Below are 14,341 nucleotides of genomic sequence, written 5' to 3' on the forward strand. Positions count from 1 at the left end.
GGGTTTTCCTCCCGACCCCTTAGAGGGGCTGCTTCTGGTTCTGGTAGTCGAGTACTTCCGGCTGGAAAACCCGGTGTTCACCGGTACGGACAGCGACGATTTCGGCCGTCCCCTTCTGCAGGAACCGCTTTCCTTCGTCAGCCAGGTCGAAGCGGTTGGAATCCAAGGAGGACTCGCCGAGTTTCCACGCGATGACCCGGGAGTACTTCGGGGTGGCGCCCTGCTTCGTGGTCTCCTTGACCTCTACCGGCGCGGGGTAGTACAAAGCGACCCAGCCGCCGAAGGTGACGGGGAATTCGTAGTCGAACTGGCGGATCTGACGCCGCGTCGTGGCCATGACGTCCGCCCGGCTGGCGACTTCGAAGCTGACCGAGGACTGGTGCTTCCATTCGGTGGTCAGCGAGCCACTGACGGAGCCGGTGATCCCGAGCAGGAGTTCTCCCCACAACTCCCCGGTGCCGGTGACGGAACTCGTGGCCTGGGTGTTGCTCGTCGCTTCCGTCTGGGACTCCGTGTTGACGCCCTGGTTGTCCTTGCTGTTGAGCAGGGTGGTCTTCTGGTACTGCTTCATCTCCATGCTCTTCTGGAGCTGCTGCTGGAGCGATGCGGTGGACTTCGCCCCGAAGGTGAGCTTCACCTCGCCCTGAAGTGACCAGCTGATCGTGTTCGAGATCCCGAATTCGACCGTGTCGGTCACGGTGATTTTGATCGGGTCGGTGCCATTGATGTACGTCTGCTTGGAGATCATGTCGGGAGGGGGCTGCTGGATGTCGCTGCGTTCTTCGACCACCGGTACGCCGACGTTCATGTAGGCGCGCCAGCCGCGCTCGTCCGCGGTCACTTCTTCCGGTGGGAAGTCGCCGTAGCGCACCTTGTTCAGGGAGAACCCGATCGGGTTGATCTGCGCACCCCCGGCCTGGGGGGTGCGCTTGAATACATTCCGCAGTTGGTTCCGCTGCAGGATGCCGGCGGCCCTGGCAGCGATTTCGAGTTCCTCTTGATTCCGTGTGGTCAGTGGGTGTCGCATGAATACGTCGTTGATGTAGGCCGTTCCCACATCACTTTTGGCGCTGTTGTTTCCCATGCTCTTCAGACCCTCCCTGCGTCGCAGACCGGTGACGCTACGCATCCGGAGGCGGATGAACACAGAGCGGAACTCGCCACTGGGTGAGAACCAGACAAACGCCGCTGACCAGGCGTTTGATCGAATGCGGACGGGCGCGTTCCGGGGTCTGTCCGGCGCCCCCCTGGGCGCCGTTCCTTGATCTTTAAGGCCAAGATCCACAAGTGCGGTGCCGCGGCCGTCGGCACGGCCGGCCGCGCGAGGTGTCCGGATCTGCGGTTCTGTGGCTCCCGGCGCTGCCGGGCCCGCCTCTTCCGGCTCGATTTGGCTGCTCAGCGGCATGTTCGACGCTGCCGCAGAGCGGCATTCCGGCAGGCCCTAGCCCGCCGCCACCCGGGCCAGGAACTCTTCGAGGGCGGTGTTGAAGGCGCCCGGTCGTTCCAGGTTGGGCAGGTGGGCCGCTGATTCGACGACGGTCAGGGTAGAGCCGGGGATCGCCTCGTGCATCGCCTCCGCGTCCGCGACCGGGGTGTAGGTGTCGTCGCGGCCGACCACCACCAGGGTGGGGACGCTGATGGTGGTCAACAGGGCCTGGTAGTCCGGGCGTTCGGCGCGGCCGCGCAGGGCAGCCGCCGCGCCCTCGGGAGGCGTGGACGTCATCATGCGGTGCACGTGGGTCCGTACCGACTCGTCGGCGTACGGCGCGACCATCTTGTCCAGGACCTCGTCCGCGTAGCCCTTCATGCCCTCGCGAAGGAGCCGGTCGGCCATCGCGTTGCGGGCGGCCTTGCCCTCGGAGGTCTCCGCGGCCGGGAAGGTGTCGGCGAGGATGAGGCCGCTGATCCGCTCCGGGAACAGCCGGTAGCACTCCATGACGATCTGGCCGCCCATGGAAAGCCCGCCCAGCGTGAAGCGTTCGATGCCGAGCGCGTCGGCGAGCGCCCGCACGTCCTCGGCGAAGGCGCTGAGCGGGGTCGTGCCGGGGACGACGGGTGCGCTGCCGTACCCGCGCAGATCGGGGGCGACCACCCGGTGCGTACGGGAGAACTCCGCGATCTGCGGGGCCCACATGGTGCGGTCGAAGGGGTGGCCGTGGACGAGGAGCAGGGCGTCGCCGGTGCCCTCGTCTGTGTAGGTGCGGGACATGGGGACGAGGCTAGGGTGGCCAACTCCTCGGTGCAATAAGATCTTTGCTCTCGGTGCAATGAAGTGCAATGGACGGAAGGGCGAGCCATGGACTACCGCAGCGTCGCCGACGAGGTCGCGGGGGACATCGCGTCCGGGGTGCTCAGACCCGGCGAACGGCTGCCCACCCAGCGGGCCTTCGCGCGCCGCCGCCGCATCGCGGTCTCCACCGCGATCCGGGTGTACGGGGAGCTCGGCCGCCGGGGCCTGGTGGTGGGCGAGGTCGGGCGCGGCACCTTCGTACGGGCCGCCCCGCCGCACCCCGGTTCGGTCCTCGCCGAGGACAGCGGCCGTACGCCCGTCAATCTGGAGCTCAACTACCCCGTGGCACAGGGGCAGTCGGAGCTGATGGCGCGCTCGCTCGGGGCACTGCTGCGGCCCGATGTCCTCACCGATGCCACCCGGCCCGCCGCCGCCGACGGCACCCCCGAGGCGCGCCGGGCCGCGGCGGAACTGCTCGCCCGGCCGGGCTGGCGGCCCGACCCCGCCCGGATCCTGTTCGCCGGGAACGGCCGCCAGGCCATCGCCGCCGCGCTGTCCTCACTGGTCCGCCCCGGCGGCCGCCTCGGCGTCGAAGAGCTGACGTACCCGCTGGTCAAAGCCATCGCCGAACGCCTCGGCATCGACCTGGTCCCCATCGCCATGGACGACCAGGGCCTGCGCCCCGACGTCCTGACCGCCGCCCACCGCCGCACCCCGCTGAGCGCCGTGTACGTACAGCCGACCCTCCACAACCCGCTCACGCTGACGATGGGGGAGGGGAGACGGGCTCAACTGGCGGAGAAACTGGGAGAGTTGGACCTATGGGCGATCGAGGACACGACGTGGGCGTTCCTGGCGCCGCAGGCGGAGGGCGCGTCGGCCGACGGCACCCCGCACCCGACCCCACCACCCCTCGCCGCCTACGCCCCCGACCGCACGATCCTCATCGACAGCCTCTCCAAGCGGCTCGCCCCCGGGCTCACCACCGGGTTCCTCGTGGCGCCCGCCGACCACGCGGACGCCCTCGCCCGCGCCCTGCGGTCCGGCGCCTGGACGGCGGGGCGGTTCAATCTGGAGGCGGCCGTGCGGTGGGCCGGGGACGGGACGGTGGCGGCGGTAGGCGCCGCCAAGCGGGCCGACGCCGCCGCCCGGCACGGGCTGGTCCGCACGCATCTGGACGGCTTCCGGATCCGCAGCGACCCGGCCGCGTACTACTGCTGGTGGGAGCTGCCCGCGCCCTGGCGGGCCGAGACGTTCGCTGCGGCCGCCGCCGAGCGGCTCGGGGTCGCGGTGACGCCGGGTACCGCGTTCGCGGTGGGCACCAGGGTGCCCGACGCGGTCAGGATCGGTCTGGCGACTCCGCCGGTGCCGGTCCTGGCCGGGGCCCTTCGGCGGCTTGCCGCCCTCGCCGCGACAGCCGGCCCGTGAGCCATGCCCCGAGCGCGAGCAGCAGCCCGAACGCGAGCACGGCCCACGCCGCCGTACTGAGGAAGTCCGTCAGGGCGTCGTAGACCGCGCCCGCCGCCGACGGGTCGGAGTCCGAGGGCAGCCCGTCCAGGGTGAGCGACCTGCCGACGGCGACCAGGACGCGCAGGACCGCCGCGCCCACGGCGAGCCCGATGCCCACCCCGACGAGGGCGCGGCGCCGGCGCACCGCCACGAGCACCGCACCGGCCGCCGCGACCAGGGCGGCGACCGCGCCCCAGACGCCGATGCGCTGGAGCCACCGGAAGACGGTGCGGGCCGGGCCGAGTTTCGTCGACTCGACGACGGTGAGGTCGGTGTGTTCCACAGGAATCTCGTTCGCGAACGGCACGCCCTGTGCCTCCAGTTCGTTCTTGATTTGCTGGATCGCGGGGGCCAGGTCGATGCGTACGTCGTTGCCGCCGGTGTTCCGGGTGAGGGCGGACTCGACGCTCGCGTGGGCGGTCCGGTTCGCGGTGTCCCACACGCTCTGGAAGGCGGTGGTGGTGGTGAACGCCCGCACGGCCCCGCCGATCAGCGAGGCCACCGAGGCCTGGAGCGGCCCCACGTCGATGCTCTTCATGATCGCGTCGGTGACCCGGGCGGCCACTGCGGTGCGTACGGCGTCGTCGCCGGCGAGCGGGGCCATGGTGGAGACGTACCGGCCGCTGTCGCCGATCTCCGTCTTCGCCCAGGCGGCGACCGCGCCCAGCGGGACCAGGACGGCCGCCAGGACGATCAGCACCGCCGACAGGAAGCTGCGCACCCGTCCACGAAATCCCGGGTTGCCGGTCGGCGCGCGCGGGTGTGGGCTGTATGGGGGACGGGCACGCACCGCGCCCCCCGGCAAGCGGAAGGAGTGCCGCCATGGCCGCACACGCTTCGATACCCGCCAGGAGTCACCGCACCGGTCCCCCCATGGCCCACCGTCTGAGCAGGGCCGTCCTCGCGATCCCGGTCGTCCTGGGCGTGGCGTACGGCTTCTACGCCGCCTACATCCAGCGCGGCGGCGGCCAGGCCACCGGCGGCCAGACCGTCCTGGGCGTCGTGTCGGGCCTCCTGATGATCATCCTGGGCACCGCCCTCCTCAGCATCCAGTCCGCCCTGCCCCGCGAAGTGCGCGCGAGCGCGTACGCGACGCTGTTCGGCTCAGGAATCGGCTTCCTGCACAGCCTGACCGGCGAGAGCGTCGTCAGGTCATCGGGCATGGGCCTGGTCTTCGGCGGGGCGATGTTCGCGGTGTCGTTCTACTGGTTCTACACGCACGAGGACTGACCCTGGAACTCAAGACCCTTGGACGTAGTCGTTGGGGGGATTGAGGAGCGGGGGTCGAGGGGGGCAGCGCCCCCAGCAACCTCCCCGTACCCTGGAACGGACCCAGGAGGTGGCCGTGGCCGACAGTGAGAAGAGCCAGGAGCGCAGCATCGCCCTGCGCGCGGGCTTCTACATCTTCGGCACCCACGTCTTCGCCGGATTCGTGTGGCTCCTCTTCTACGTGGGGAGCCACGCCCACAAGTAGTGGCCCTTCGGCCGGTGGGCCTTCGGCCCTGGAGATCGGGTATCCCGCCGGGCTACAGTGGCCCCATGCCGTCCGCGTCGCAGATCTCGCACCTCTGCTGGTGGCGCTCCTCCTAGGAGCGGCCGCCTACATACGCACGACGCCATCAGCGGGCCGTTCTCACATGGACGGCCCCTTTTTGTTGCCCTCGCTGGTTCCGCAGTGGGCGCCGTCCAGGCCCGCCCACCCCACTGCCCAACGAGGAGCCCACCATGAACACGGCCACCACCACCGCCGCCCACGCCGGCACGGCCACCGCCACCACCACCGCCGCCCACGCCGACACAGTCACCCCAGACCGCATCCTGACCGGCGACCGCCCCACCGGCCCCCTCCACGTAGGCCACTATTTCGGCAGCCTCCACAACCGCGTCCGGCTCCAGAACGAGGGCGTCGAGCTCTTCCTCGTCATCCCGGACTACCAGGTGCTCACCGACCGGGACGTCGCCGAGCGGCTGTCCGAGCATGTGGAGGGCCTCGTCCTCGACTATCTCGCCGCCGGTGTCGACCCGGCCCGCGCGACGATCTTCACGCACAGCGCGGTACCGGCCCTCAACCAGTTGCTGCTGCCGTTCCTGAGCCTGGTCTCGGTCGCCGAGCTCAGCCGCAACCCCACCGTCAAGGACGAGATCGCCCACTCCCGCCAGGCCGCCGTCTCCGGCCTGATGTACACGTACCCCGCCCACCAGGCCGCCGACATCCTCTTCTGCAAGGCGAACCTGGTCCCGGTCGGCAAGGACCAGCTCCCGCACCTGGAGCTGACCCGCACGATCGCCCGCCGCTTCAACGAGCGGTACGCCCCCGTCTTCCCCGAGCCGCAGGCGCTGCTGTCCGCCGCGCCCCTGCTGCTCGGTACGGACGGCGGCAAGATGAGCAAGAGCCGGGCCAACTCCATTGCGCTGAAGGCGAGTTCGGATGAGACCGCGCGCCTGATCCGTGGCGCGAAGACCGACGCGACGCGCCGTATCTCCTACGATCCCGACAACCGCCCCGAGGTCAGCAACCTCGTCCTGCTCGCCGCGCTCTGCCAGGGCGGCCGCGATCCGCACGAGGTCGCGGCCGAGCTCGGCGACGGCGGCTCGGCCGCCCTCAAGGCGACGGTCACCGAGGCAGTCAACGCCCACTTCGCCCCCCACCGCGCGCGCCGCACCGAATACGCCCAAGACCTGACGTACGTACGCCAGTTGATCCACGAGGGCAACGAGCGAGCCAACGCGATCGCGGAGGTCACCCTCGACGAGGTGAGGGAGGCAATGGGCACGTTCCGGGCAGCAGCACCCTGCTAGGGGCGCGGGGAACTGCGCGCTCAGCCACGCACGGTCCGCAGCCGAACAACCACACCCCAGTGAAGCCCTGCGATGGAAACGTACCGGGTGACGCCACCCTGCTAGGGGCGCGGGGAACTGCGCGACAGCCACAACGGTCCGCAGCCGAACACCCGCACCCCCCAGCGGAGCGCTTACGCCGGGGAGCGCAGCCACCCCGCCGCGCGGGCGGTCTCGGAGGCGGTGCGCAGCAGGTGGGCGACGGCGGGACGGCGGCCCGCGCCGCCCCGCGTCAGGACGTGGAGCTCGATGGTGGACGCCGGACGCAGCGGCCGCCACACCAGCGTGCCCGGCAGCCCGTCGACCGCCGACTCCCCGACGACGGAGACGGCCTCACCCCGCACCACCGGGGTGTGCGCCGCGTCGAACGACAGCTGACGCAACAGGAGCTGGGGCGAGAGCCCGGCCCGCGTGAAGATCGCGGTGATCGCGTCGAAGTGCCCCGGATTGGCCTCGCGCGGGTGCACCAGGAGCCGCTCGCCCGCGAGCGAGGCCGTCTCGACGGACTCCTGACCCGCCAGCGGATGGGACGCGGGCAGCAGCACGCCCTGGGGTTCGAGGCGTACGAGGGTGCGGACGAGTTCCGGGGTCGGTGGCGGGCAGCGGACCAGACCGGCGTCCAGGGTGCCGTCGGTCACCCCGGTGACGATCTCGGCGGTGGTCAGCAGCCGGGTGGTGACGGCGAGGTCCGGGTGGCGTTCGGCGAGCGCCGCGAGCAGGCCCGGCGCGGTGCCGTACCCCGTGCTGGTGCTGTACCCGAGGGTCAGCGAGGCCCGCTCGGACTCGGCGAAGCCGCGTACGTCGCGCCAGAGCCGGTCGGCCTCCGCGCACAGCTCGGCGCCGCGCTCCATCAACAGCCGCCCGGCCTCGGTGGGTTCGACGGAGTGCGTGGTGCGGTCCAACAGCCGCACCCCGAGCTCCTGTTCCAGCTGCCGGATCTGGCGGCTGAGCGCGGGCTGGGCTATGTGCAGACGTTCGGCGGCGCGCGTGAAGTTCCGTTCACCGGCGACGGCGAGGAAGTAGCGCAGGCGGCGGAGTTCGGACATGCGAAGCAGCATACGACCGGGCTTGAGCAGCGGTTATGCCGGTACGGCATGAGTCGGTCCCGAACAGGTCTTTCCCTCGGGGCGGGCCCCGTTCCTAGGGTTCAGGTGTCGGAAAGAGACACCGCGAAAACGACCCGAAGGGTACAGAAAAAAATGAGCATCGACAGCGCCGCAGCCGAAGCTACCCCCACCACCCCCACCACCCCCGCGAACGCCACCGAGGCCAGCCGCGCCGTGGTGCTCGCCTACATGGACACCCTCGTCACCGGCGACTTCGACGCCCTGCGCGACTTCTTCGCACCGGACGCGACCTGGACGCTCGCCGGTGACCTGCCGCTGTCGCGGACCTGGCACGGGCCCGGCGAGATCCTCGACGAGTTCATCCCCGCGATGCTGTCGCGGCTCGTGCCGGAGTCGATGGAGTTGGAGTTCGAGGGCCTCATCGCCGACGGCGAGCGGGTCTTCGCCGAGTGGAACACCCGGGGCCTCGCCAAGTCGGGCCTGCGCTACGACCAGCACTGCCTGGCCGTGTTCACCATCCGGGACGGGCGGATCGCCGAGGTGCGCGAGTACTTCGACACGCTGCACGCCAAGAACGTCGTCTTCGTCTGAGCCCGCCCACCCTTCTGAGAGGCACCTGCCATGAAGGCCGTACTGCCGGGATCCCCCGACGACGCGGGCAAGCCCGTCATCCTGGGCGAGGCGCCCGAACCCGCCCCCGCCGCCGATGAGTTGGTGGTCGCGGTCGAGGCGTACTCGGTCAACCGGGGCGAGACCTTCCAGCTCGACGGCCAGCTCGACCGTACGTGGCCGGGCTGGCGGCCCGGCAAGGATGTGGCGGGGACGGTCGTACGCCCCGCCGCCGACGGGAGCGGTCCCGCCGTCGGAACCCGGGTGGTGGCCCACCCGCCGGCGTTCGGCTGGGCCGAGCGCGTCGCCGTGCCGAGCGCGAGCGTGGCCGAACTCCCGGACAGCGTCGACGCGTTGACCGCCGCTGCGCTGCCGCTCGCCGGGATCACCGCGCTGCGGCTGCTGCGCGCGGCCGGTTCCGTCGCCGGGCGCCGCGTCCTGATCACCGGCGCGAGCGGCGGAGTCGGCCACTACGTCACCGAGCTCGCCGCGTCGTCAGGAGCGGCGGTCACCGCGGTGGCCGCGACCCGTGAACGGGGCGCCCGCCTGGTCGAGTTGGGCGCGACCGAGCTGGTCACATCGATCGCGGACACCGACGGCCGGTACGACATCGTGCTCGAATCGGTCGGCGGCGATTCGTTCCCCGCAGCCCTCGCCCGCCTCGCGCCGGGCGGCCTGCTCGTGTGGTTCGGCCAGGCCGCCCGCACCCCCGTGACCCTCGACTTCTTCGACTTCTTCAAGGGCCCGAACCAGGCCCGCATCGCCCACTTCGACTACACCTCATCCGACACGTCGTACGGAGCCGACCTGGCCACGCTGGTCCGCCTGGTGGCCACCGGGCGGCTGCACCCGGAGATCGGCTCGGTACGGGACTGGTCGCGCACGGCCGAGGTCATCGCCGACCTGCGGGCCCGAAAGGTGCGGGGAAATGCGGTACTGACCGTCTCCTGAACGGGAGTTGGGCGGGAGGCCTCCCCCACGCGGGGGAGGCGGATGGTTCGCACGGGGGATGGAACGGGCCGCGCGGTCCGCGAGCCTTGAGGGGTACGGGGGAAGCGGACGGGGGAGTGGCGGCGGCAGCGGCCCGACAGGGCCCTGTCCGCCGCCACGGCAGAAGTCTTCCCCTTCGTGGCGGCGGCGGGCGGAGGCGTGTTTAGCTGAGCGGATGGTGAAAGCGGAGCGCAGGCGGGGTGGGCGGGCTCAGTGGCTGGTGCTGCCGGTTGCCGCGCTCATCGGGTGGGGGTGCGTGCGGGCGGGCGGCACGCACTCGGAGTCGGGGAGCCCGGCGCCCACTCCTTCGGCGTCGGCGTCCTCATCGGCCTCGGCCGCGCCGAAGCCGGGCGGCACGTACGACCCCGCCGACTACGCGCCCCAGGTGCGGACGTACGCGAAGAAGGCGGAGGTGAGTGCGCAGCTGCTGATGGCGATTCTCTACAACGAGGACTACAAGCCCCACGACGCGGCTTTCGAGCGGAGCTGGCAGAAGTACAAGCCGGATGCGGCCTTCGGCATCGCGAACATGCACCGGGCCGCGTTCGATGAGACGAAGCGGGGGCGGGACTTCGCGTCTCGTAAGTGGGAGGAGCTGCCCGACGACCGGGGCCTCGCGGTGGAGGCGGCGGCCTGGTACCTGCACGACATGTCCGCACAACTGCCCTCGCACTGGGCGGGGTCGTACACCCGCGACGAGTTGATGGCGCTCGGCTACAACGCGGGCGGCGGCAACATGGCGGCGTTCGCGCGGGGCGTGAAGCCGGGGAGCCAGGCGGCGGACTACCTGTCGCGCCTGCGCGGCAACTGGAAGAAGGCGGGGTCGGCGGTCGCGGGTTAGGGGGTGTCCCGGTAGGTCATGGCCGGGGTCGCGACCCACCGGACACCCTCTAATCCGGCGGCACGTCCAAGCGGTCTTGTCGAAGTCCGGTGCGGCACCGCGCCCTGAAGGGGCGCGGGGAACTGCGCGACCAGCCACGGCCGGCCTGCACCCGACTAACGCCACTTCCCGCGGAGCGCTTGGGCATATCTAATCCGGCGGCACATCACCCGTGCACAGCATTTTGTGGGCGACCTCGGCGCACGCCTCGGCTTCCTTCGGGTCGGGGGCGACCAGCATCGGGCTCTCGGTGTCGGTGCCGGTCGAGCTGTTGCGCACCTCGGACCAGATGGTGTCGCAGGACGGGCTGTAGCGGAGCTTCACCGCGTACGAGGCCGTCGTCAGCGCGCTCTGGGTGCGGGCGTCGGTGCGGCAGGGCGAGACGGCGGGGTCGGCGCCCTGGCAGCTCGCGCCCTGGCAGGCGGGCGGCGCGGCCGGTGCGGGGCTCGCGTCGGGGCTGTGCGGGACGGCCGCCCAAGCGGCGCTCCCCACCAGGGCGAGCGCGGCGGCGACGGTCACTGTCCGGCGGCGCGTCCGGCGGGACGGCGGTGCGGGTGGCGCCTGGGGTGCCTCGGCCGCGTGCGGTGCCTCCGGTTGCGCCGGGGTCACCGGCTCCGGGGTGGCCACCGGCTCCGGGGGGCGTACCGCCAGGTCCCAGAGGTCGAGGAGGCGGTCGTGGTGCTCGGGGCCGCCGAGGGCCCCGAAGGCGTCCACCGCGCTGCGGGGCGGAAAGTTGTCCCCGTTCAGATAGCGGTGCCAGGCCGATTTGCTGTACGCGGTGCGGGTGGCCAGACCGGCCAGGCTCAGGCCCATGGTCTGTTTGAGGTGCCTCAACTCCTCGATCAGCAGCCTCGCTTCGGGCCGGGTCGACTCGGGCAACTCTCGCCACTGGGCCACGCGGTCCCTCCAAAAAGTCCACAACATCCCGTTCCAGGGGCATCTGTACCCCTGAGGGGCCGGAGCCAAGCTCCGGCCCCTGGGGCGAACGGGCGAAGTTGTGGGTTTGGGCGCAAGCCCTCAGCTTCCGGCCGTCCCGGTGGTCAGCACCACGGCACGGTCGGGGTGGCCGGAACGCGGACGTAGTGGGCGGAGATGTAGCGGACGTGGCGCGTGGCCAGGCGGTACCAGATGCTGTTGCCGCGCACGGACGTCCCGTACTTCTTGCAGACCAGCGACACCCTGCGCCCCGAGCGCAGGGTGCCGGTGGTCCGGTAGGTGAGGCCGGCGCCGGCGCGGACGTGCAGCCGACGGCCGTGCGGGGTGACCACCGTGCCCTGCGGGAGCATCCTTTGGTCGTGGTGATGGGTGTGGGCGACGGCGGCCGTGGGGGTGGCCGCCATGGCGGTGGTCGGGAACAGGGCGAGGGCGGCGGCGACGGCGACGACGCTGTTGCGCACGGTGCTTCGGTTCATCTGTGTGTTCTCCAGAGGTGCGGGGTCCCCGAGTAAGTGACCCTGTGTCAGCAACTGTGTCCGGAGGGCGACGCGATAATTCGTCCCAGTTGTTCCTGGGACGAAACGGGACGGAGTGGTGGGGCGCAGGCCGTCCCTGGAGCCGCGCGCGGTCGCTCGCGGCCACAGGCGTTCACTCGCGTGGCGGAACGCCGGAGCCTCACTTAGCGTGAGGAAGGGGCCGTCACCGAGGAGAAAACCGAGGAGACCGGCACATGGGCCGTCACACCAAGGACGCCGTCGAGGAAGGACGCGCGGAGCGGATCGCTGCCGCGTCGGAGCAACTGGCCACACCCGGGAGGGCGTCCGCCCCTGATCCGCCGGGGGCCGGGGCCGGGCGGATCTCCACTGCCGATACTGCCGATACTGCCGATACTGCCGATCCGCCGGGGGCCGGGACCGTGCAGGATTCCGTGCCGCCACCGATCGCCGGGTACGCCGCGCCCGCCACGCCCACCCCGCCACCCGTCGCCGCGTACGCCGGTGAGGGCGCGGCCCCGCCGCAGGCGCCGCACACCGGGGCCAGGCACGAGCACCGCTGGCTCGTGCTCGGCGTCATCGCGCTCGCCCAGCTCATGGTCGTGCTCGACGCGACCATCGTGAACATCGCGCTGCCCTCCGCGCAGCGCGACCTCGGCTTCTCCGACGCAAACCGCCAGTGGATCGTCACGGCGTACGCGCTCGCCTTCGGCTCGCTGCTGCTGCTCGGCGGACGCATCGCCGACCTCGTGGGGCGCAAGGTCGTCTTTCTCACCGGACTCGTCGGCTTCGCGCTCGCCTCCGCGATCGGCGGCGCCGCCCCCAACTTCGACGTACTGGTCACCGCCCGCGCACTGCAAGGCGTGTTCGGCGCGCTGCTCGCGCCCGCCGCGCTCTCGCTCCTCACCACCACGTTCACCGACCCGAAGGAACGCGCCAAGGCCTTCGGAATCTACGGGGCGGTCGCCGGCACCGGCGGTGCGGTGGGGCTGCTGCTCGGCGGGCTGCTCACCGAGTATCTCGACTGGCGCTGGTGCCTGTACGTCAACCTCCTCTTCGCCACGCTCGCCTTCATCGGCGCGCTGCGGCTGCTGCACCCGGGGGCCCCACCGGACCGGCCCCGGCTCGACATCCCGGGCACGCTGCTCGTCTCGGCCGGACTGTTCTGCATCGTGTACGGGTTCTCCAACGCGCAGACCCATGCCTGGAGTTCCGACCGGACCTGGGGATTCCTCGCGGCCGGCGGCGTACTCCTCGCGGCGTTCGCCGGGTGGCAGACCAGGGCGGCGCATCCCCTGCTGCCGCTCCGGGTCGTACTCGACCGGGACCGGGGCGCCTCCTACCTCGCCATGTTCATCTCCGGCGCGGGCATGTTCGGCGTCTTCCTCTTCCTGACGTACTACCTCCAGCAGATCCTGCGGTACTCCCCGGTGCAGACCGGGCTCGCCTTCCTGCCGATGGTCTTCGCGATGATTGTCAGCTCGGTGACAGCGCAGAACAAGCTCGTGCCCAAGCTGGGGGCGAGGCCGATCGTGCCGGTGGGGATGGGGCTCGGCGCGGCCGGGCTCGCGTGGATGACGGCGCTCGACGCGACGAGCGGGTACGCCACACATGTGCTGCCGCCACTGCTCGTCATGGGCGTCGGCATGGGCCTGATCTTCGCGCCCGCGATGAGCGTGGCGACGGCGGGGGTGGCCGCGCACGACGCGGGGGTCGCCTCGGCGATGGTCAACACCAGCCAGCAGGTGGGTGGTTCGATCGGTACGGCGCTGCTCAACACCCTCGCCACGAGTGCGGCGGCGAACTATCTGGTGGGCAAGCAGCCCACACCCGCAGTGCGGGTGTCCGCGCAGTTGCAGAGTTACTCGACGGCGTACTGGTGGTCGGCGTCGTTCTTCGCCCTGGGCTTGCTGGTGTCGGTCACCCTGTACCGCAAGGGGCCGCCGCGACCACACCCCTCCGAGGGGGCGCCAGGACCGGCCCACATGTGAACCCGGCGGAAGGCAATGACATTTGTCCTCCCGCTCTCAGGACGCTTCACTCTGACGCCCACCCCCGCTCGGACGGCAAGATCAGTGATGTCGGCAAGGGCCGGTCACTGAGGCAAGCGGGAGGGACACACCATGAGCGCCACGGTCACGATGGAGAAGCCGGTTCAGGTCGAGGTTCAGGCCGAGGAGGCCGGCGTCCTCAAGGGGCTCCCCAACTGGTACTTCCCGCTCGTCGGCATCTTCGCCGGGATCTTCGACATCGCCCGCGCCTACCCGGTGCTCTACGCCCTGATCCCGGTCGTCGCCATCGTCCAGATCGTGCTCGCCTTCACCGTCCTGAAGGCCCGCATCCGCTACATGAAGAAGCTCTGGAAGAACAAGCGCACCCGGCTCCTCGCCGTCGGCCTCGTGGCAGTGCGCTTCGCCATCCGCTACGGGCTCGGCCTCGCGGGCCTCGCCCTCGGCGCGGCGGCCGGGCAGCTCACGCTTGGCATCGTGATGGCGGTCATCGGTACGGCGATGGCCTGGGGCGACCAGTGGCTGATCCTGCGCACCCTGAAGCGCGCCGGAGTCACCGCCTGATCCCCCAGGGGCTACTTCCCCGGCGCCAGGATCCCCCGGTTCTCCAGGAAGACCAGCAGGTGCCCGCACTCCCGGCAGGCCACACCCGTCAGATAGCTCTTGCGCGCGAACATCCAGTCCGGCCGGAAGAACTTGACGGTGAGGCAGGCGTTGGTCAGATGCACCTCGACATCCTCAAGCCCGCCTCCGCACAACGGACACGACTCGGGTGGCTC

The 14,341-nt window shown here is 71.0% G+C and carries 16 protein-coding genes; 9 read left to right on the top strand and 7 right to left on the bottom strand.

Going from position 1 to position 14,341, the window contains the following annotated elements; all coding sequences use genetic code 11:
* Positions 1-19: 19 nt before the first annotated feature.
* The gene (locus tag ACIBK6_RS05700) at positions 20-1,405 is read right to left on the bottom strand and encodes a gluconolaconase (protein WP_399049046.1); all 1,386 of its coding nucleotides are present in this window, start codon (positions 1,403-1,405) and stop codon (positions 20-22) included.
* Positions 1,406-1,441: 36 nt separating this feature from the next.
* Entirely contained in the window at positions 1,442-2,209 is a 768-nt protein-coding gene (locus ACIBK6_RS05705; RefSeq protein WP_399049047.1) for an alpha/beta fold hydrolase, read from the bottom strand.
* A gap of 87 nt (positions 2,210-2,296) precedes the next feature.
* Between ACIBK6_RS05705 and ACIBK6_RS05710 the strand changes: the two genes are divergently transcribed.
* Entirely contained in the window at positions 2,297-3,658 is a 1,362-nt protein-coding gene (locus ACIBK6_RS05710) for a PLP-dependent aminotransferase family protein (RefSeq protein WP_399049049.1), read from the top strand.
* Here the strand turns inward: ACIBK6_RS05710 and ACIBK6_RS05715 are convergent.
* The gene (locus tag ACIBK6_RS05715; RefSeq protein WP_399049050.1) at positions 3,570-4,460 is read right to left on the bottom strand and encodes a hypothetical protein; all 891 of its coding nucleotides are present in this window, start codon (positions 4,458-4,460) and stop codon (positions 3,570-3,572) included. The two genes, ACIBK6_RS05710 and ACIBK6_RS05715, sit on opposite strands and share 89 nt — an antisense overlap.
* Before the next feature lie 101 nt (positions 4,461-4,561).
* On the opposite strand from ACIBK6_RS05715, the gene ACIBK6_RS05720 reads away from it, so the two are divergent.
* From ACIBK6_RS05720 to trpS, 3 genes are all read left to right on the top strand, one after another.
* A complete protein-coding gene (locus ACIBK6_RS05720) occupies positions 4,562-4,969 on the top strand; it encodes a hypothetical protein (protein WP_399049051.1) in 408 nt (135 codons plus the stop codon).
* Between the two features lie 115 nt (positions 4,970-5,084).
* The gene (locus ACIBK6_RS05725; RefSeq protein ID WP_399049052.1) at positions 5,085-5,213 is read left to right on the top strand and encodes a DUF6126 family protein; all 129 of its coding nucleotides are present in this window, start codon (positions 5,085-5,087) and stop codon (positions 5,211-5,213) included.
* A 251-nt stretch (positions 5,214-5,464) separates the two neighbouring features.
* Positions 5,465-6,538, top strand: a complete 1,074-nt coding sequence (gene trpS / locus ACIBK6_RS05730) for a tryptophan--tRNA ligase (RefSeq protein ID WP_399049054.1) — start codon at positions 5,465-5,467, stop codon at positions 6,536-6,538.
* Positions 6,539-6,711: 173 nt separating this feature from the next.
* On the opposite strand, the gene ACIBK6_RS05735 is transcribed toward trpS, so the two are convergent.
* Positions 6,712-7,623: a LysR family transcriptional regulator gene (locus ACIBK6_RS05735; protein ID WP_399049055.1), complete on the bottom strand. Its 912-nt coding sequence runs from the start codon at positions 7,621-7,623 to the stop codon at positions 6,712-6,714.
* 153 nt (positions 7,624-7,776) lie between these two features.
* Between ACIBK6_RS05735 and ACIBK6_RS05740 the strand changes: the two genes are divergently transcribed.
* The 3 genes from ACIBK6_RS05740 (at position 7,777) to ACIBK6_RS05750 (ending at position 10,084) form a co-directional block, all read left to right on the top strand.
* Positions 7,777-8,235 carry a nuclear transport factor 2 family protein gene (locus tag ACIBK6_RS05740; RefSeq protein ID WP_399049056.1) on the top strand — a complete coding sequence of 153 codons (459 nt, stop codon included), beginning with the start codon at positions 7,777-7,779 and terminating at the stop codon, positions 8,233-8,235.
* Between the two features lie 30 nt (positions 8,236-8,265).
* The gene (locus ACIBK6_RS05745; RefSeq protein WP_399049058.1) at positions 8,266-9,204 is read left to right on the top strand and encodes a zinc-binding dehydrogenase; all 939 of its coding nucleotides are present in this window, start codon (positions 8,266-8,268) and stop codon (positions 9,202-9,204) included.
* Between the two features lie 214 nt (positions 9,205-9,418).
* Complete coding sequence (locus tag ACIBK6_RS05750) at positions 9,419-10,084, top strand: transglycosylase SLT domain-containing protein (protein WP_399049060.1); 666 nt, start codon at positions 9,419-9,421, stop codon at positions 10,082-10,084.
* A 189-nt stretch (positions 10,085-10,273) separates the two neighbouring features.
* Here the strand turns inward: ACIBK6_RS05750 and ACIBK6_RS05755 are convergent, their stop codons facing one another.
* Together ACIBK6_RS05755 and ACIBK6_RS05760 are read right to left on the bottom strand one after the other, a co-directional pair.
* Entirely contained in the window at positions 10,274-11,020 is a 747-nt protein-coding gene (locus tag ACIBK6_RS05755; RefSeq protein WP_399049062.1) for a DUF2690 domain-containing protein, read from the bottom strand.
* Positions 11,021-11,163: 143 nt separating this feature from the next.
* Positions 11,164-11,535, bottom strand: a complete 372-nt coding sequence (locus ACIBK6_RS05760; protein ID WP_399049064.1) for a hypothetical protein — start codon at positions 11,533-11,535, stop codon at positions 11,164-11,166.
* A 254-nt stretch (positions 11,536-11,789) separates the two neighbouring features.
* Here ACIBK6_RS05760 and ACIBK6_RS05765 point away from each other — a divergent pair, with 254 nt between their 5' ends.
* Positions 11,790-13,544, top strand: coding sequence for an MFS transporter (locus ACIBK6_RS05765; protein ID WP_399049065.1), 1,755 nt, complete (start codon positions 11,790-11,792; stop codon positions 13,542-13,544).
* Between the two features lie 132 nt (positions 13,545-13,676).
* Positions 13,677-14,126, top strand: coding sequence for a hypothetical protein (locus ACIBK6_RS05770; RefSeq protein ID WP_399049067.1), 450 nt, complete (start codon positions 13,677-13,679; stop codon positions 14,124-14,126).
* A gap of 11 nt (positions 14,127-14,137) precedes the next feature.
* Here ACIBK6_RS05770 and ACIBK6_RS05775 read toward each other — a convergent pair whose 3' ends face one another.
* Positions 14,138-14,290: a hypothetical protein gene (locus ACIBK6_RS05775; RefSeq protein WP_399049068.1), complete on the bottom strand. Its 153-nt coding sequence runs from the start codon at positions 14,288-14,290 to the stop codon at positions 14,138-14,140.
* Positions 14,291-14,341: the final 51 nt, after the last annotated feature.

It is taken from the genome of Streptomyces sp. NPDC050485, from assembly GCF_044458185.1.
Lineage (GTDB): Bacteria > Actinomycetota > Actinomycetes > Streptomycetales > Streptomycetaceae > Streptomyces.